The following is an 18,155-nucleotide window of genomic DNA, read 5'->3' as shown; positions in this document are numbered from 1 at the left end:
TTCAGACCACCTTCTTCCTTGTGTTTTATGTCTCCATTGTACTAAAAACTCAGGAAAAAAGCGAATTCACATAGATTCACCTATGGTGAAAATGACTGTGGATAAGTAATGTTTTTCAATGTTCAGTTGTTGTTAAATATATTCAAAAGCCATAGAATTTGGCTTTGAATCAGAGTTATTTGAAAGATTGAAAGAGTAATCCACAATGAATTAAATTATTCAATCACAAACAATTGGTTATCCACCAATTACCGAAATAATATCGCAAAACAGGTTTTAAAAATTCTCTGTTTTGTACAAAAATTAATTAGTTCCCCAAGGGGGTTCTGAACAGTTACGTTAAGAAAATAGAAAAATAATGCTTGGTTTTAGTCTAGCATATGGACTGGTAAAAAACAACTGTCAGCTCCGAAATCTCCTTTCTTTTTCCAGACATAAGCTGCGGTTCATGCCTACGGTGTTTCCGTAACAGATTCTTCCCATTTTTATAGAACAAAGAGTTTCGCAAGCGAAACTCTCACGCCGAAGCGCGGTCATGCCTGCGACCACATTCTTTTTTGCGTGCTGTGTGCATCCCCCGGAGGTTTTTATATAATAGGAAATCCGAAAGAATTTCCTATTACATAAAAAACATAGAGAGCAACTAGTGCCCTCTATATTTTTCTTTACGTTTTTCCTGATGCAGTTCAAACTTTCGTTCTTTTTCCGCTTCCCGCTGTGCACGGGAACGGATTTTTCGCTCCTGTTTTCCCTGCTCCTGCTGAAGCTTCAAGGCCTGCTGTGCTTTTGTTCCCATGTGAACATCGGCGGTCTGTTTTTGTATCAGACGCTGCATTCGCTTTGGGTTTATATGCTTGTCAGTTCTTCTCTCCGCTTCTATGGCCGGACTAAATCTTAAGCTCTTCCAATTCGTGAGTAGGAATGCCAGAACTTCGTAATCTTTTGGTTCCGCTCCAAACGTGATCTTGCAGGCCTCGTATTGCCCGCCATGCTCACGCTCATACAGACCGATCCAAAAGGGCTCCTCAAACAGAACTGTGAATCTGGATATCGTCTTCTCCATATGCAGTCCCTCCTTTATCTTTAATACACAAAGAATGGACAACCAAAGGAGGCAGGTTACTGACAGCGTTTATCTACGCTGCTCCCGGACTACCTACCGGGACGTGTTTTTATCTTTGTTCTTTTCATTTTAACTTTTTAAAATATCCGTGTCAAGTTAGATACTCTGCTCCCTGATGCTCTGCTCCTCAGAAGTGGAGGACTGATTTAGGACAGTAAAGCGGACATTTGCAATCCGCTCTGCTACTTGCTCATGAACATCCTGCAGCTACGCTGCCTTTCAGCAGGGGCTTTTAATCCCCTGCTGAAACAAGCATCCCCCTTACCCACCACTTAGTGCTCTACGCACTTGAAGTGGGGGATGCTTACAGATGTTCAAATTATTTCCAAAAAAGCTTGAATCTGGCATTCATCTAATATACAATATATTCCGAATTGTTATTTGCTTGACACAGTGTTACTGTAAAAACCTGTGGCAGGGAGCGCTCCCGGCCTGCCGGGCGGATACCTTGCTGCTCACTCACCATACATACAATAAGGAGAACTTCATGGACAATCACTTTAACACCCCATCCGAAATCATCAACCTGAATCTTAATTCCTGCGAGAATAAAACCAGGCTACCGCTTGGTAAGATGATTCTGCTCGGCATCATGGCCGGAATTTTCATCGCCTTCGGCGCCGCGACCAGCAGTACCGCCGCCCACGCAATCACCAATGTCGGGCTGGCACGGACTGTTGCCGGCACCATCTTCCCGGTCGGTCTGATGCTGATCGTATTTCTCGGCGGGGAACTCTTTACGGGAAATTGTCTGATCATTCTGGATGTTATAAGCAAACGTGTCACCTGGCTCAGCATGATCCGCAACCTGGTGATTGTTTACTTCAGCAACCTGATCGGGGCACTGATCATAGACTTTCTTATTTTTTTCAGTGGCAATCTGAACTATTCTGACGGACTCCTCGGCGCATACACCATCAAGGTAGCTGTCGGAAAGCTCGCACTGTCACCTGTTCAGGGAATCACCTCCGGTATCCTCTGCAACGTGCTCGTCTGCCTTGCCGTCCTCATGGCCGCCTCCGCAAAGGACATCGCCGGAAAGGTATGGGCGATCTTCTTCCCGATCTGTGCATTTGTAGTCGGCGGATTCGAGCATTGCGTTGCCAATATGTACTACATTCCGGCCGGCATCCTCGCCGCATCCAATCCGGCCTACGCTGCAAAAGCACAGGAAGTATACGGCATCACTGAAGCCCAGCTTTCCGGACTGAACGCGTTCAACAGCCTGCACAGCTTTATTCCGGTCACCCTCGGCAATATCATCGGCGGGATGCTGCTTGTGGGACTCCCGCTATATCTGATATACAAAAAAGAATGGAAGTCACAATAGGACTTCCATTCTTTTATTTTTTATATTACATAATAGCATTAAAATCCTCTGCTTTTTTATACATTGTCCCCTTAATGTAATCAATTATCTACACAGATTCCCACACATATGAAATATATCTGTTTCCATAAACGTGACAAAATCTGCCGTACATTTCTGTTTTTCGATTTCTTTCGAAAATATTCCCCCTGATTTTTCACCAAATATTTCTCATTTATAACGAGATATTGTGCAACTTGGAGAAAATGCCTTCCAACGCCACTAAATGTGGTTCCAACGCCTTGTCAAAAGACATCCTATGTGCTACAATTCTTTGAGCAACAAGCTTCACGATTTTATCAAATCGTGAATTTTCAATAAGCCATTGTCATATTTTATAGGAGGGGTAAACTGTGTCACGCGCTAAAACTTCAAAAGATTTACTTATTAATTCTGTTCTGGATCTGATGGAAACCAAAACCATCGATGAAATCAGTGTAAAAGAAATCTCATTACACTGTGGTCTCAGTATTCGTACTTTTTACAACAATTTTCAAGACAAATATGATTTGATGAATTATATCTGTGAACTCATGACCCAGAAACTATTTTCTACTGTATCACCTGTTATTTCTATCTCCGCATTCTTACATTTCTACGGAGAATTCGTTTATGACAACCGAAACTTTTTTATAAATGCTTTTAAGTACCGTGGACAGAACAGCTTTGATGATGCTTTTTTCTCCATGGTTAAAAATATTTCGATTGCCACCGTTTTGCAGCACGGCGGGGAGATTGATGATCAGACCGCTTTTTCAATCGAGTACTTTGCAGGTTCCATCACCTGGCACACCAAATGGGCTATCTCCCAAAATCCGGCGCCGAGTGCCGAAGTTTCCGTAGAGCGGGTAAGCCACTGCATCCCGGATGCTCTGAAACCATATTTCGCATAATGTGCTCTTGTAAAGTGTTTTTATAAATTATTTTGATCGTCGGCTTTACAAATTAGGGAGCTGTCGCATTAAGTATATTTCATACATAATATAGAATGATCCGGTATCTCACGATATCACATTCTGTATGATTTATTCTTAACGCGCCAGCTCCCTTTTTTGTTTCTCTTTTTTGTATTGTCTTATATCTTTCTTGTCACCTCGCAAAGCCAGAAACACTCCGCATCTGTCAGATACGGGCTGATCTTTTCGTACACTATCTTGTGGTAGTCATTGAGCATCTTCCTGTCACGGTCTGACATCTTCTCCGGAATAACCGCATCCAGGTCAATGGGAACATAGGTCAGAAATTCAAACTTCATGAACTGCCCGTATTCATTTTTTTCCGCCTCGCATACCGTCAGTTCATTTTCCAGGCGGATTCCATGGGATCCCTCGATGTAGAGTCCAGGCTCATCCGTGACCGTCATTCCTGTTTCCAGCGGATAAGAGGGCTGCCCCGTCGCCCTCCATCTCAGGTTCTGCGGTCCTTCGTGCACATTCATCAGATACCCCACACCATGTCCGGTTCCGTGATTGTAATTCAATCCAACTTCCCAGAACGGTCTCCTTGCCACGACATCCAGATTTTCACCGGTGCATCCGTACAAAAATTTCGTGTTTGCAAGGCGTAGCATACTCCGCAGCGTGATGGTGAAATGCTCCTTTTCCTCCTGCGTCAGTTTCCCGAGTGCAATTGTTCTTGTGATATCCGTGGTGCCTTCATAATAATGGCCGCCGGTATCCATCAGAAGCAGCCCCTCCGGTTTCAGCTCCACATTCGTTTCCGGTGTGGACTCGTAATGCACGATCGCCGCATGATCTCTGTAGGCACTGATTGGGGCAAAACTCGGTTCAATAAAGCCTTCCTGTTCTCTCCGAAATTCCTCCAGCTTATCCGACACGCTCATCTCTGTCAATGGCACCCGTCCGATATGGTGCTTGAGCCAGTAGAGAAATTTTGTCACCGCAACTGCATCCTTGATATGGGCTGCCTTGATATTCTCCACTTCCACCTTGTTTTTGACCGCTTTGAACATCGTCGACGGATTCCTCTGCTCGACCGTCTTTACCTCAGCCGCGAGGCTGCTGTAAATTGTGTAATTTACTCCGGACGGATCCAGCAGCAGCGTATCCCCTGCCCCAAACTGTCTGACATCCTCATAGATGCTGCCGTATGGTCTGACCTCCACCTGATCCTTCTGAAACTGTGCCCGGATCTGATCATCCAGCTTCTGCTCATCTATGTAGAGCACAACGCGATCCATGTACACGATACAGTAGCAGAGCACCAACGGCGAGTACGCAATGTCATCTCCCCGGATATTCAAGAGCCAGCAGATATCATCCAGCGTCGTCAGCACATGCACACCGGCTCCTGCCTCGCCCATGACTTCCCGCACCCTGGAGAGCTTCGATGCAGCGCTCTCCCCCGCATATTTCTCCTCCAGAAGAAATGCTGGTTTATCGGATAACGCAGGTCTGTTCTTCCATATTTCCCCAACCAGATCCATATCACAGTGGATTTCTCCCTGTTTTCCTGCAAACTTTTCAAGCAGACTTCTGCCCTCTCCCGCAGAGACCACTCTGCCGTCAAATCCGAGAACACCGTGTTCCGGAAGCTTTTTCACAAGATATTCCTCCACGGTGGGAACACCTTCCTCCCCCATCTTAAAGAGTGTGACGCCCGTCCCCTGCAATTGCTGCCCCGCCTGGAGAAAATATCTTCCGTCCGTCCACAGTCCGGCTTCATCCATGGTGATGACTGCCGTTCCGGCTGATCCGGTAAATCCTGTGATAAATGCTCTTTCTTTAAAATGTTTTCCTACATATTCGCTCTGATGATAATCCGCCGACGGTACCATATAAGCATCGATCTGACGCTCCTTCATCTGCGCTCTCAATTGTTCGATTCTTTCTGCTATCATTTTTCTCTATCCTCTTCTCTTTATTTTTTGTTATTTACAGACTCTGTCCGTTTCGCGCCCACTATTCACCGACCTGTCTGTTATTTCGTTCTTTCCACTTCATTGCAATCTTCTCATTCCGGGCTGCAGCCTCCTGGTACATCGTTTCCTCCACTTTCTGGGTAGTTATTTAGTTTACGATGTACTAGTATAAGCGACATTAAATAACCTTACGTTTCACTTGCCTAAATTTCCATCGGTTGCATCGTCGATTGATGACAACGCAGTCTGTTGGACAAATAGACAAGTGAATTAGTCAGAATATGAATATGTCAGTACACTAGTCTCCCTGGATTTTTCGAAGCTGCTCCTCGTATTCTTCCTCCAGCTCTGAAAATAGAGAAGGAATGCCCTTGTAGCACTTGATCAGTATTGCATTGAGGATATCCGTGCACAATGCGCTCATCTTCGCAAACCCCAGCTCACCCGAGATTTTTCGCAATTTTCTGACCGGCTCCTCCGCTTCTTTGTACCGTCTGGCAGACACCGCTCTGTAGAGCTGTCCAAATGTTTGATCCGCCGGAAAATTTTTCTTCGTCATACGTCTTCACCCCGCTCTCCTGTCCATACACACCTTTTTCTACTCTTCCTTAAATCCTTCTCCCAACACCTCGCTCGATTCCATAATCACGGTGAACGCATTGGGATCGACCTGTTTCACCGCCCTTCGAATTGCAGACATCTGCTTATTGTTACATGCACACATGACAATCTCACGCTCATTTCCCGAGAATCCGCCCTTCCCACGCATAATGGTGGAACCTCTGTCAGAATACTTTGCAATTACATCGGCCACATCCTGTCCATGATCTGTGACGATCAGGGTCATCTTGCCGGCATCGATACCGTACATCAGCTTATCCACGATCATGGACAGCAGATAGGAAATGATGAAGCCGTAGATTGTCGCATCCAGATCCTTGAACACCGCTCCGCCAAGCAGCACGATGGCCGCATCCAGCACAAATATAATTCTTCCCAGTGTGACATGCGGGTTTCTGGCACGAATTGCCATGCTGATAAAATCAGTGCCCCCTGTAGAGGTATTGTTCGAAAAAATCAGCGCATACCCGAGTCCTGCAAAAATACCGGTGCAGATGGCCGCCAGCATGCGGTCGCCATTATAGACAGGAAGCAGCGGCGCAACATAATCCATAATCAGAGAAGTAATGATTACCGTCCGAATGGATCTCAGAAAAAACTCTTTCCCCAACGACTTGTAGCACAGCAGGGCGATCGGCACATTGAGTACTATAATTGTAGCTCCCAGCGGCAGACCGAACAATTTATAAAATATCAACGCGATACCGGACACTCCGGACATCGGAAATCCGGCATTTGCCGCAAAATTGTAAACTCCGATGGCCGCCAGAATCCCCCCGATAACATCAATAAAAATATCATATGGCAGTCTTTTCCAATTGATTTTCATCTCTAGATCTCCCCATTTTTAAATTTCATAATCATCTCATTTGTCAGGCTGTCCCTCGACGGCTCCACTGGAATCTCTTCCCGCTCAAACCACTCTGCCAGTGCCAGCTCTTCCTCGTCCAGTGTCACGGTGTCATCCCCGTCCAGATCCGCATAGAATCCCATCAGGACCGTATCGCTGAAGGACCACGGCTGACTCTTATAATAGGTAACATTCTTCACCTTCAGACCGACCTCTTCCATGACTTCCCGCGCGACCGTCTCTTCTATCGTCTCGCCGACCTCCACGAATCCGGCAAGCAGTGCATACTTTTTATAGGATCTTCCCGCATACTTTGACATCAGCAGACGATTGCCGTTGCGAACCCCGATAATCGTGGCAGGACAGATCTTCGGATACTCCATATTATGGCATTCCGGGCAGAACATCATACGCTCTTTCTTATCTTTCTCCATACGCGTCCCGCATCTTCCACAGTAACGGCGGCTCTCATACCAGTTATACAGCTGATACCCCGTAATTCCGGCAAATGCCCTGTACTGTGGCTCCGCCTCGCGGAAGATCTCAATATTCTCCATGTTGTAATCTGCGAGCGGCTCCAGATTGATTTCTCTTACGAGATAAAATCTCTGATTGTCGATTGAAAACAGGTACGTGTAATCCTCGTAAATGTCGTCGTTGAGTCTCTCCAGGTCTGCAAATGTGGGGTAAATGATCTCATCCTTTGTCCGCTTCAGCAGCACGGCGCGTTTTTCATAGTAAAGTGCGATGCTGTCCTTCTCTGGTGGGACCGGTTTGTATGCATTATCGTATTTGTGTGGTGCTATATCCTGTATCATTTTTGTGTTCTCCTTGCTTTTTTTATGTTGTTCAACTCATGATCACTGTTTGGTGTTCAGCTTTCGCCCTATCTTGCCGGAGTCCCGCAGTGCGTTCGATTCCGCTTCGCTTCATCTCACTCGCGGGCTTTCGCCCTATCTTACCGGAGTCCCGCAGTGCGTTCGATTCCGCTTCGCTTCATCTCACTCGCGGGCTTTCGCCCTATCATCAGGTGATACCAATTGTTTTCTTATGTGCAAGCACAACGTAAACAATTGGTATCACCTGATGGCACTGCTCATTGCTATCGCGTACATTATAGCAGAATTTCTTCAATTAGAACATGGATATGTGAAAATAAAACAACGTTGTACCCACCACGATTTTGTTGTGGTGGGTACAACGTTGTTTTATTTTCAATAATTTCTGTTCTCTGCTATTTGCTGTAAGGTGTCCCTGTAAGAGGCAGCTTTGTCTGGAAATCTTTGTTCCAGCTGTAGTATGCTCCCGCGATGGCCGGTGCTGTCGGGATGGAGGTGATCTCTCCGATTCCGATTGCCCCGCATGCCACATCGATTCCCTGTTTTTCTACGATGATCGACTCCAGCTCTGGAACCTTATCCGCCTTGAATAATCCCAATGTACCGTACTTTGACTTCGGAACGCAATTCTCTAACACATATTTTTCTGTGAGTGCATAGCCCATGCCCATCACGACACCGCCCTCGATCTGTCCTTCCACACTGATCGGATTCACCGCTTTTCCTACATCGTGTGCGGCCACCATCTTCTTGATGGTTCCATCCTCATTCAGCACGCAGACCTGGGTTGCATAGCCGTAAGCCACATGAGATACCGGATTCGGTACATCCGCGCCCATGGCATCCGTCTTCGCCAGATATTCTCCGTAATAGTCCTTCCCTTCCAATTCTTTAAGGGAATACTGTTTTAAATCTTCTTTCAGTGCCAGCGACGCGCGGCGCGCAGCCTCTCCGGTCACCAGCGTCTGTCTGGAACCGGATGTCGTACCGGAATCCGGTGCGATCGCCGTGTTGGGGTTGCACCACTCCAGCTCATCCAGCGTGAGTCCGGCTGTCTCGGAAACCACCTGTGTCAGCACCGTTCCCAGTCCCTGCCCGATGCAGGACGCTCCGGAATGGATCCGGACTTTTCCATCCTTTACCAGAAGCCTGCAGCGGCCCCAGTCTGGAATCCCGACTCCGACGCCGGCATTCTTCATAGCACAGGCCAGTCCCACATATTTTTCATTTTCGCAGATATCCTTCACCGCCTCCAGCGTCTCCACGATTCCGGTGGACGGATCGGCGATCTGGCCGTTGGGAAGTACCTCTCCCGGACGGACTGCATTGCGGTAGCGAATCTCCCACGGGGTGATTCCCACCATTTCCGCCAGCAGATCCAGATTTCTCTCAGAAGCAAAACAAGTCTGTGTCACGCCAAACCCGCGAAATGCCCCCGCAGGCGGATTGTTCGTATAAACCGCCTTTCCGTCGATATCAATGACCTGGAAGTTATACGGTCCCGCCGCATGGGTACACGCCCTCTGCAGCACCGGACCGCCGAGGGATGCGTACGCTCCTGTATCGGAGATTACCACAGCCTTCAGGGCGGTCAGCTTACCGTTCTCATCACAGGCTGTCGTCACATCCATCCACATCGGATGACGCTTCGGATGGATCATGATGCTTTCCTTTCTGGTCAGCTTCATCTTCACAATACGTCCGGTCAGATATGCCACCAGCCCCGCCAGGTGCTGGACGGTCACATCCTCTTTCCCGCCAAATCCGCCTCCGACCAGTGCGTTCTCCACCACGACCTTCTCTTTGGGGATTCCCAGCATCTCTGCTGTCTCACGCTGCGTGTCATAGGTTCCCTGATCTGTGGAGTAGATAAATACCCCCTCATCAAACGGCATGGCCACCGCACATTCGGGCTCCAAAAATGCATGCTCTGTCCACGGGGTCTCATAGTGCCTGGTCACCTTATATCTGGATGCCTCGATTACCGCATCCGCATCCCCGCGGCTCAGATGGACATCCGCCAGAATATTGCCGCCGTCATGCAGTGCCGGAGCATGCTCTTTCATGGCATCAAAGGGATTGGTCAATGGTGTCAGAACTTCATACTCCACTTCCACCAGCTTCTTTGCCTCCTCCATCATCTCCATTGTCTCCGCAGCCACAATACAGATGGCATCGCCCAGAAAGCGGGTGGTCTCTCCCACAGGAATCATGGTATCCCAGTCCTGCTTCAGATGGCCGACCTTTACATCACCCGGAATGTCCGCCGCGGTGTACACGCCGATCACACCCGGGAGTGCTTTCGCCTTCTCCGTATGGATTGCTTTCACAACTGCACGTGGATGTGCTGCACGCACCGCACTCGCATAGATCATTCCATCCAGACAGATATCGTCCACATAGACACCGGTTCCCAGCGTCTTTTTCTTCGCATCCACTCTCTGCATGGCCTGCCCGACAGTCACTTCGCCGCTGTCATCTACAGCCGGAAGATCCTCCCGCAGCATCTTTCCCGCCAGAAGAATCCCATCCACAATTTTTTTATAGCCTGTGCAGCGGCAGATATTATTCTTGATTGCTGCAATCACTTCAATTCTTGCCGGATCCGGTTTTGCATCCAGAAGTGCCTTGCCTGACAGCACCATTCCCGGAATGCAGAATCCACACTGTACTGCTCCCACTTTGCCGAAAGCATAACCGTATACTTCCTTCTCCCGCTCACTCAGTCCTTCCACGGTGACGATCTTTTTTCCCGCCATCTTGGAGACCATAGGGATACAGGCGCGCATCGCCTTCCCATCTACAATCACCGTACAGGTTCCGCAGGCACCCTCGCTGCAGCCATCCTTCACCGAAGTCAGCCCCAGGTCATCCCGCAGGAAACGCATCAGTTTTTTATCCTGCTCTGTCTCCACTGTCTTTCCATTTATATTCAGGGTATACATCACGATCCCTCCTTCCAGATATCTTCCGGATAATCGATATCTTTCGTCTCTGTCTCGTCTATCTCCACAGGCACGATACATTCCGGGTATCGCTTTATCACCTGTCTTCCGCCTACATCTCCACTTAATTCTAACAGTTCCGGGAAAAATCTACTGTCCCACACCACGGGATTCCGGCGAATCCCTCCGGTGCTGGCACAGATGATCTTTCCTTTTTCCTGTTCTGCTTTTTCTAACAATCTCTCCATGGTCTCTGCCTTCAGCCCCGGCTGGTCGCACACAGTCACTAGCACCCGCTCAAGTCCTGGATCTGCATGCATGCAGGCCTCCAGTCCCAGATGCAGAGAATGGGCGATTCCGTCCTCCGGGTTCTCATTGCGCACCAGTTGAACATCCAGCAGCTCTGCCGCCTCTTCCACCTCGGGAAAACGTGTCACCAGCACCTTTTGTACATGCTCCAGTTTCGTCAGATTCTCCAGCATATACCGGTAAATCGGTTTTCCCCGATAGCACTGCAGCAGCTTGTTGTCCCCGAAGCGCCTGCCCAGGCCTGCTGCCAGTACAAGCACTGCCTCGTGTTTCCGGAAAGAAGTGATATGCACTGCCTCCGCAGACAACCTCCGGATCTGCTCTGCATCTCCTTCGCGCTTGCTGCTGTCCGCTTTGTTCAGAATCACATGATACTCCATCCCCGGCAGAACGCCTTTTCTTCCTCCCTGGGGGCTGGCTGCCAGTCTGGCGATGTCCACAGGCTCCAACAAGTCCTCCTGTGATCTGCCCAGCAGCCCTGCCACGATATCCGCCCGATGACACACTTCTTCCAACGGCCTTCCGATGGCATCCATGCCATACACATTGAGCACCACCGTCGTCTCAGGAAGGATCACCGGCTCATAGTCGCGCGGTGCCTTGACCGGTTTCCCTTTTGCACCGTCCGCTTCTATAATGACCGGGATTCCCATTCCCAGAACTGCCGCCTGAATCTGTCTGTCCACCGATGCGATCTTCCCCTGCTCCACTGGTTTTCCGATCCATACCACACACTGTTCTTCCAGGAGTTCTCGCAGCCGCTTCATCATATCCTCACACCACGCACCCGTGCCGCCTCTTTTTTCTGTCTCCCGGTTGGTCATGTCCAGGAAACAGTGTCTGGAGGAAGGTCTTCGCATGTGCGTCGTCGTCATGACAACGGCCTGTGCACTCACCTTTTTGTATTCCCCGGCGATTGCTTCCACCACACTGGTTTTTCCCCCGGCTCCGACCACAGAGATAATTGGATTATGGCTTTGTTCTATATTAAGTTCTTTTAGAAAGTTTATCGTTTCTTTTTTATTATTCATTTTTTATTCTCATCTACACTCTGACGCCCTGTAAAAGAAGCTGTCTCAATGCAGTCTCTAAAGCTTTCCATCTCCGGCAGGTTACTTTCTGTCTAATCAATCGGGCCACTGGCATGGCGCTTCACAAATTCGCCCTGCCCCTTCTGCCCCAGAAATTCATTGTCACTCACAATTACCTTTCCGCGCAGCAGTACTTTTTCAAGCATCCCCTGTATCTCGAAACCTTCGTAGATGGTATAATCCACCGCACTTCTCATGTCCTTCTTCGTCAGGATCAGTGACCCTTCCGGATTCCAGATCAGCAGATCAGCATCCGCCCCCGGCATGATGGCACCCTTTTTCGGATATAATCCATAAGCCTTCGCGGGGTTCTCAGCCGTCACTTTCACGAACTGCCCCAGTGAGATTCTCTGCTTTGTCACACCCTCACTGTACAGGATGCGCATGCGCTCTTCCACTCCCGGTGCACCGTTTGGGCAGGCGGTAAAATCATCCTTTCCGCGCTGTTTTTCGATTCCATAGTTGAACGGGCAGTGATCTGTTCCTACAATCTGAATCGTGCCGTCTGCAAGTCCGCCCCACAACGCCTCCTCATCTGCCTCTTTTCGAAGCGGCGGTGAGAAGATAAACTTCAGTGCATCCTCCCGCAGAAGCTCCTCCTCATTGAAAACCAGATACTGCGGACAGGTCTCCACGTAGATGTTCTTTTGTCCGCCAGCTCTTGCGTGACGGATCTCTTCCAGCCCTTTTGCCGTCGAGAGATGTACGATATAGACCGGTGCATCTCCTGCCAGGCGGGCAATCTTTAAAAGCCTTCCGACGGCTTCTGCCTCCATGTCGTCCGGCCTGGATTTTGCATGATAGATGGGGTCTGTTTTCCCCTCCCCGACATACTGTGCTCTCAGGTACTGGATCACCTCATGATTCTCCGCATGAAACGCCGGCATTCCTCCCAGCTCCTTCATCTTCAGCATCAGTCGGTAGATGGCCGCATCATCCAGCCGGTAATCGTAGGTCAGATACCCCTTAAAGCTGGTGATCCCTTCCGCAGATAATTCTTCCATCTCTTTTAATATATCCTCATTGATGTGCTGAACAACTCCGTGAAATCCATAGTCAACAACTGACTTCCCATCTGCCAGCCGGTGATACTCCTCAATCTGATGATGCAACGGACACCCCGCCGGTCCAAATGCAAGATGATCCACGATCGTCGTGGTTCCCCCGCAGGCCGCTGCAACCGTACCTGTGTAAAAATCATCAACGGCTCTGGCAATTCCTACGTCCAGATCCATGTGTGTGTGCACATCGACACCTCCCGGCAGTACATATCTGCCGGATGCGTCAATCACCTGCGCGCCTTCCTCATCAGCCGTTCGTCCAATCGCCTGTATGATTCCGTCTTCAATCCGAATGTCACCCACATATTCCTCTGTCGGCGTAACAATTGTTCCGCCTTTAATAACTGTAGTCATGCCATCACCTCATCTTATTCTTTCTAAAGTCTTACCTCATTGGACAGGTCTCCCCCGCATTCCTGGCACTATGCTTACCGGGAGCGGAGAAGACCTGCATACTTTTTGTCATTCCTGCAAAAGCTGATATGCTATCCCACTCTCACATCATAGTGAAATATCCTTTGTAAAATCCTCTTAAATATCCAGCAGATAATCGTATTCTCTGCACACCGTCTGAATGATCATTTCAAGTCCGCCCACAAGTGCTGTATCCGCTCCCGGAGCCCACTCAAATTCATTTCCAAGATAGCGCACCTTTGATCTGCAGGTTTCTTTATCCAGTACTGCAAATCCATCATTCTTGCTGTCTGCCATATCGGCTTCATTCGCAAACAGAGTAAACTTGCCCTGATACGGTGCACTTGCATATGGACAGAAGCTGTTGCAGTTTCCGCACTCGTTGCACATGTAATCCACATGGATCACCTGCGCCATCTCAAGCTCCGGTACCTTGATGGAGACATTCGCTCTGTTTGGACATACATCCACACAGTTCTCACATACTGTTGCACACCCGAGACAGCGGCTGCTCTCCGGTCTATCACTGCATGGTTCTGCGAGCACACCCTTCTTCTCATAGATTGCGGATTTGTCGGATGGCTGTCCGCACAGGGTAGATACTTCCGCTCCCACAATTGCTTCTGCAGCTGCTTTTGCATTGGCCATTCCCTTGACTACAACCGCCGGTCCGTATAGTCCGTCTCCGATTACATAGACTCCAGCGATACCGGACTCCAGTGTCTTGGAATCCACCTTCACGCGTCCGCGCTCATCCACGGCGAGACCACAGTTTTTATAGTACTCGGTAGGAACCTTTTCTCCCACTGCCACGATCACGGTATCTGCCGGAATCTGAACTTCTTCTTCCGTCTCTGTGACGCTGCGGCGTCCGGACGCGTCTACCTCGCCCAGCACCATCTTCTTACAGGTCAGCTGTCCTGCTTCCAGTTTCACCGGTGCCAGGAGTTCTCTAAACTCCACACCGTCCTCCACCGCAAGAAGTAATTCTTCCTCGTCTGCAGGCATGTATCGTTTTGTTCTGCGGTACACCAGATATACATTCTCCACGCCGGCTGTCTTCTTCGCCGCTCTGGCTGTATCCATGGCTGTGTTTCCGCCGCCGACAACCACCACGTTCTTTCCGACTGCCACCTGGCCGTTCTCCCGGTTGAACTTCTCCAGGAAATCCAGTGCATTCATCGTCTCTCCCGCCTCAAGGCGAAGAGTTCCCGGCTCACATGCCCCCACTGCCAGCACGACTGCGTCGTAGGATTCACGGAGCTGTGCCACATCGGCAATCTCTTTGCCTGTCTGAATGTCCACGCCAAGCTTAAGTAAGAGTGACACATCTTTGTCGATCGCCTCATCCGCAATTCTGAAATCCGGGATGATGTAGCGTACCACGCCGCCCAGAAGCTCTCTCTTTTCAAACAAGGTCACCTTTGCGCCGGCTCTCGCCAGATAGTAAGCCGCTGCCATACCTGCCGGGCCGCCACCCACAACTGCCACATTTTTTCCGCAGTCACCGGTCACCTTCAGTGCCGCAAGTCCCGCACTGTATCCTGCTGTTGCCGCCGCCAGCTTGGTGTCACGGATCTGTACCGGTGTCTCATAGAAGTTTCGTGTACAGGCGCCCATACATGCGTGTGCACAGATGGTTCCGGTGATAAACGGCAGCGCATTTTTGTCCAGAATTACCTGGAATGCCTCGTCCATTTTCCCCTCGCCTGCCAGTTTTACATAAGTCACAATATCCTGATGGATCGGACAGGTGTCCTCACACGGTGCGGTATAACATCCCACCAGCGGAACTGCCTCCGCGCTCTTTCTGGACTGCGGGAGTTTCGCAGACTTCACATGATGCCTGTCGGACTTCGCTTCCTCCACGGCCTTCTGAAGAGCTGCCACATCAACACCGGTAAATGGCTGATAGCCCTGCGCCTCCAGTTTCTGTGCGATCTGCTGTAATCTCTGGTATCCGCCCGGCTTCAGGAGATTTGTCGCCATGGTGACCGGCCAGATTCCGCATCCTACGATCTTGTCAATGTTAAAGTAATCTGCTCCTCCGGAATATGCGATACGGAGCTTTCCGCCAAAATCTCTGGAGAGATTTGACGCAACCGTCATAGAAAGTGCATACAGGGATTTTCCTGACATATACATCTCTTCGCTCGGGAGCTCTCCTGCCTTTACATCTACCGGGAAGGTATTGGTGATCTTCACACCAAATTCCAGTGTCTTCTCCTCTGCCAGCTTCTGCAGGCGCTCCAGCATCGGAACCGCGTCCGTGTACTGCAGATCATCCTCAAAATGGAAGCTTCCGAATGCCACGTAATCATAACCCATGTCGTCCATGGTCTTTCTCGCGTAATCGTATCCAAGCAGCGTCGGATTGCACTTGATAAATGTATGCATCCCCTTCTCTGTAAGCAGATACTCTGCAATACTTTCGATTTCCTGCGGAGGACATCCGTGGAGTGTGGAGATGGTTGCGGAGTTACAGATCTGAGAGCTGATGCTCTCCACATCCTCCGCCGTTACATTTTTAAAATCCTGAATATGCTCCATCAGATATTTTTTACATTCCTGGAAGCATTCCGTATCCTTCGCTTCTTTCATGTTCTCTATAAATCCGTCGATCTTCGGAGTCTTGATTCCCGCCAGGTCGTATCCGACACTGATGTTAAACTGGAAGCCGTCCATGCTTCCCAGGCCGAACTCCTTCGCGATCACAGATAGCAGGAACCAGGCCTTGATGTACTCGTTCTGTGCCTGCGGCACGTACAGCTCTGTGGACCACTCGCAGTTGTAACACTCGTCATCCGCCTTGATACAGGGCTTATTCACGCACGCCGCCAGCTCTGCTCCGTCCATCTTCTGCACCGTCTTTAACTCAAAGAATCTGCTGCCTGCATAGTAGGATGCCACAATGTTCTGTGCCAGCTGGCTGTTCGGTCCCGCCGCCGGTCCGATAGCTGTCTCCAGCTTTCTGCCGAAGATCTCCATTGTTTTTGTCTGATCTGCCACGTAGGGTCTGTGGATTCCAAATACGGTTCCTTTTGTATTATGCTCTTTTAACACCCAGTTCATCAATTGGGAAAATGGCATACATGTCATTAAATCGCTCATAACAAATCCTCCTGTATTCTAATCTTCAATTTTTGTTTTTCTCATCCTATCCGTTGATGCTCTTCCACAGCTTCGCAGACTCCACGCGTACCTCTGCCATAGCTTTCTCTGCATCGATCACTTTGACCTCGCGGTCCTTCATAAGCACTTTTCCGTTGCCCACAGTGGTCACAACGTCTCTTCCCATCATACCGAATAAAATATGTCCGTTTACATTATCCGCGCCAAACGGTGTCGGCGGATCGTAGTCGACCACAATCACGTCACCAGCCGCTCCCGGCTTCAATACTCCGAGCTGCTTTTTAAAGTAACGGTTTGCGATCTTTGCATTGTTCTCAAAAAGCATCTGCGGTACCTCGCCCCAGGCCGCATTGGAATCACACAGATGGTGCTTGTGCAGTACATTAGCCACCTTGTAGGACTCAATCATGTCATGGGTATAACCGTCTGTCCCAAGTCCCGTCAGAATCCCACGATGCACCAGCTCCATAGTTGGAGGACATCCGCACGCATTGCCCATATTGGACTCCGGATTGTGTACCACCATGGTGTTCGTATCCCTGATCAGATCCATTTCGTGCGGATTGATGTAGATACAGTGTCCAAGCAGTGTCTTCTCACCGAGCACATTCTGATCGTAGAGTCTGTCCACGATTCTCTTGCCGTACTTTTTCAGGCAATCGTGAAGATCCTCGATTCCCTCTGCCACATGGATGTGATATCCCACCTCAGCAGGCTTGTTCGCTGCCGCAAATTCAAAGGTCTCGTCAGAGATTGTGAACTGCGCATGCATTCCCATCATCGCCGCGATCATGTCCGTGTCGTCCTTCAGCGCGTATTTGATAAAGTTTGCATTTTCCATGACCGCTTCTCTTGCCTTGTCCATACCGTCACGGTCAGAAACCTCATAGCAGAGGCAGGAACGGATTCCCATCTCTTTTGCAACATCTGCGATCGTAAACAGGCTGTCTGTGATGTGCCCGAAGCTGGCATGATGGTCGAACACCGTGGTCACACCATTTCGGATGCTGGCCAGAAATGTGTCGATTGCACTGTACTTTGTCTGCTCCAGTGTCAGTTTCCGGTCGATGGTCCACCACTGACCGTCCAGGACATCCAGAAATCCCTTTGGATTGTATCCTTTGATGCTCAGTCCACGCGCCATGGCACTGTAAATATGTTCATGTGTGTTGACGAATGCAGGCATGATCACGCCGCCCTTCGCATCGATATATTCTGCCTGCGGGTAGCGCTCTTTGATTTCTTTCGTGCCGCCCACCTCTTTGATCGTAGTTCCGTCGATTGCAACTGCCCCATTTTCAAAATAAGGATTCTTCTCATCCCTTGTAACCAGTTTTCCATTTCCAATCACTAACATAACATTTACCTCCTTCTTCCAAACGATTTGTCTGTTTCGGTTTCATGCTTTTATTTTATTATATTATTATTGGTAACTGTTCAGAACTCCATTAGTTAAAGATGATATCGGAATTCCCTAAAAGGGCTTCTCTGATTGCTGTAAAAGCATTTATTCCATGCTT

The 18,155-nt window shown here is 49.2% G+C and carries 12 protein-coding genes; 2 read left to right on the top strand and 10 right to left on the bottom strand.

Features of this window, described 5'->3' with window-relative positions:
* Positions 1 to 643 precede the first annotated feature (643 nt).
* Positions 644 to 1,063, bottom strand: a complete 420-nt coding sequence (locus tag BUB85_RS17830; protein WP_073112904.1) for a YjdF family protein — start codon at positions 1,061 to 1,063, stop codon at positions 644 to 646.
* 547 nt (positions 1,064 to 1,610) lie between these two features.
* Here BUB85_RS17830 and BUB85_RS17825 point away from each other — a divergent pair.
* Together BUB85_RS17825 and BUB85_RS17820 are read left to right on the top strand one after the other, a co-directional pair.
* Positions 1,611 to 2,453, top strand: coding sequence for a formate/nitrite transporter family protein (locus BUB85_RS17825; protein WP_073112903.1), 843 nt, complete (start codon positions 1,611 to 1,613; stop codon positions 2,451 to 2,453).
* A gap of 392 nt (positions 2,454 to 2,845) precedes the next feature.
* Positions 2,846 to 3,385: a TetR/AcrR family transcriptional regulator C-terminal domain-containing protein gene (locus tag BUB85_RS17820; RefSeq protein ID WP_073112902.1), complete on the top strand. Its 540-nt coding sequence runs from the start codon at positions 2,846 to 2,848 to the stop codon at positions 3,383 to 3,385.
* 182 nt (positions 3,386 to 3,567) lie between these two features.
* On the opposite strand, the gene BUB85_RS17815 is transcribed toward BUB85_RS17820, so the two are convergent.
* From BUB85_RS17815 to ssnA, 9 genes are all read right to left on the bottom strand, one after another.
* Positions 3,568 to 5,352 carry an aminopeptidase P family protein gene (locus BUB85_RS17815; RefSeq protein WP_073112901.1) on the bottom strand — a complete coding sequence of 595 codons (1,785 nt, stop codon included), beginning with the start codon at positions 5,350 to 5,352 and terminating at the stop codon, positions 3,568 to 3,570.
* 319 nt (positions 5,353 to 5,671) lie between these two features.
* Positions 5,672 to 5,932, bottom strand: a complete 261-nt coding sequence (locus BUB85_RS17810; protein WP_073112900.1) for a hypothetical protein — start codon at positions 5,930 to 5,932, stop codon at positions 5,672 to 5,674.
* A gap of 39 nt (positions 5,933 to 5,971) precedes the next feature.
* The gene (locus BUB85_RS17805; RefSeq protein WP_073112899.1) at positions 5,972 to 6,823 is read right to left on the bottom strand and encodes a YitT family protein; all 852 of its coding nucleotides are present in this window, start codon (positions 6,821 to 6,823) and stop codon (positions 5,972 to 5,974) included.
* A 2-nt stretch (positions 6,824 to 6,825) separates the two neighbouring features.
* Positions 6,826 to 7,662: an NAD(+) diphosphatase gene (gene nudC, locus BUB85_RS17800; protein ID WP_073112898.1), complete on the bottom strand. Its 837-nt coding sequence runs from the start codon at positions 7,660 to 7,662 to the stop codon at positions 6,826 to 6,828.
* A gap of 416 nt (positions 7,663 to 8,078) precedes the next feature.
* Positions 8,079 to 10,628, bottom strand: coding sequence for a selenium-dependent xanthine dehydrogenase (gene xdh, locus BUB85_RS17795; protein WP_073112897.1), 2,550 nt, complete (start codon positions 10,626 to 10,628; stop codon positions 8,079 to 8,081).
* Positions 10,628 to 11,968 carry a selenium cofactor biosynthesis protein YqeC gene (yqeC, locus tag BUB85_RS17790; protein ID WP_073112896.1) on the bottom strand — a complete coding sequence of 447 codons (1,341 nt, stop codon included), beginning with the start codon at positions 11,966 to 11,968 and terminating at the stop codon, positions 10,628 to 10,630. The genes xdh and yqeC overlap by 1 nt, the downstream gene beginning before the upstream one ends.
* 92 nt (positions 11,969 to 12,060) lie before the next feature.
* Positions 12,061 to 13,443, bottom strand: a complete 1,383-nt coding sequence (hydA, locus tag BUB85_RS17785) for a dihydropyrimidinase (RefSeq protein WP_073112895.1) — start codon at positions 13,441 to 13,443, stop codon at positions 12,061 to 12,063.
* A gap of 177 nt (positions 13,444 to 13,620) precedes the next feature.
* A complete protein-coding gene (gene ygfK, locus BUB85_RS17780) occupies positions 13,621 to 16,614 on the bottom strand; it encodes a putative selenate reductase subunit YgfK (RefSeq protein ID WP_073112894.1) in 2,994 nt (997 codons plus the stop codon).
* A 46-nt stretch (positions 16,615 to 16,660) separates the two neighbouring features.
* The gene (ssnA, locus tag BUB85_RS17775) at positions 16,661 to 17,992 is read right to left on the bottom strand and encodes a putative aminohydrolase SsnA (RefSeq protein ID WP_073112893.1); all 1,332 of its coding nucleotides are present in this window, start codon (positions 17,990 to 17,992) and stop codon (positions 16,661 to 16,663) included.
* Positions 17,993 to 18,155 lie beyond the last annotated feature (163 nt).

Origin of the sequence: Hespellia stercorisuis DSM 15480 (genome assembly GCF_900142165.1) — a bacterium.
Lineage (GTDB): Bacteria > Bacillota > Clostridia > Lachnospirales > Lachnospiraceae > Hespellia > Hespellia stercorisuis.
This window is presented reverse-complemented; position numbering and strand designations above follow the sequence as displayed.

Excerpts from the sequence above, each read along its gene's own strand:
- BUB85_RS17830 (WP_073112904.1), bottom strand. The coding sequence starts at position 1,063 with ATGGAGAAGACGATATCCAGATTCACAGTTCTGTTTGAGGAGCCCTTT.
- BUB85_RS17825 (WP_073112903.1), top strand. The coding sequence starts at position 1,611 with ATGGACAATCACTTTAACACCCCATCCGAAATCATCAACCTGAATCTT.
- BUB85_RS17815 (WP_073112901.1), bottom strand. The coding sequence starts at position 5,352 with ATGATAGCAGAAAGAATCGAACAATTGAGAGCGCAGATGAAGGAGCGT.
- BUB85_RS17810 (WP_073112900.1), bottom strand. The coding sequence starts at position 5,932 with ATGACGAAGAAAAATTTTCCGGCGGATCAAACATTTGGACAGCTCTAC.
- BUB85_RS17805 (WP_073112899.1), bottom strand. The coding sequence starts at position 6,823 with ATGAAAATCAATTGGAAAAGACTGCCATATGATATTTTTATTGATGTT.
- nudC (WP_073112898.1), bottom strand. The coding sequence starts at position 7,662 with ATGATACAGGATATAGCACCACACAAATACGATAATGCATACAAACCG.
- xdh (WP_073112897.1), bottom strand. The coding sequence starts at position 10,628 with ATGTATACCCTGAATATAAATGGAAAGACAGTGGAGACAGAGCAGGAT.
- yqeC (WP_073112896.1), bottom strand. The coding sequence starts at position 11,968 with ATGAATAATAAAAAAGAAACGATAAACTTTCTAAAAGAACTTAATATA.
- hydA (WP_073112895.1), bottom strand. The coding sequence starts at position 13,443 with ATGACTACAGTTATTAAAGGCGGAACAATTGTTACGCCGACAGAGGAA.
- ygfK (WP_073112894.1), bottom strand. The coding sequence starts at position 16,614 with ATGAGCGATTTAATGACATGTATGCCATTTTCCCAATTGATGAACTGG.
- ssnA (WP_073112893.1), bottom strand. The coding sequence starts at position 17,992 with ATGTTAGTGATTGGAAATGGAAAACTGGTTACAAGGGATGAGAAGAAT.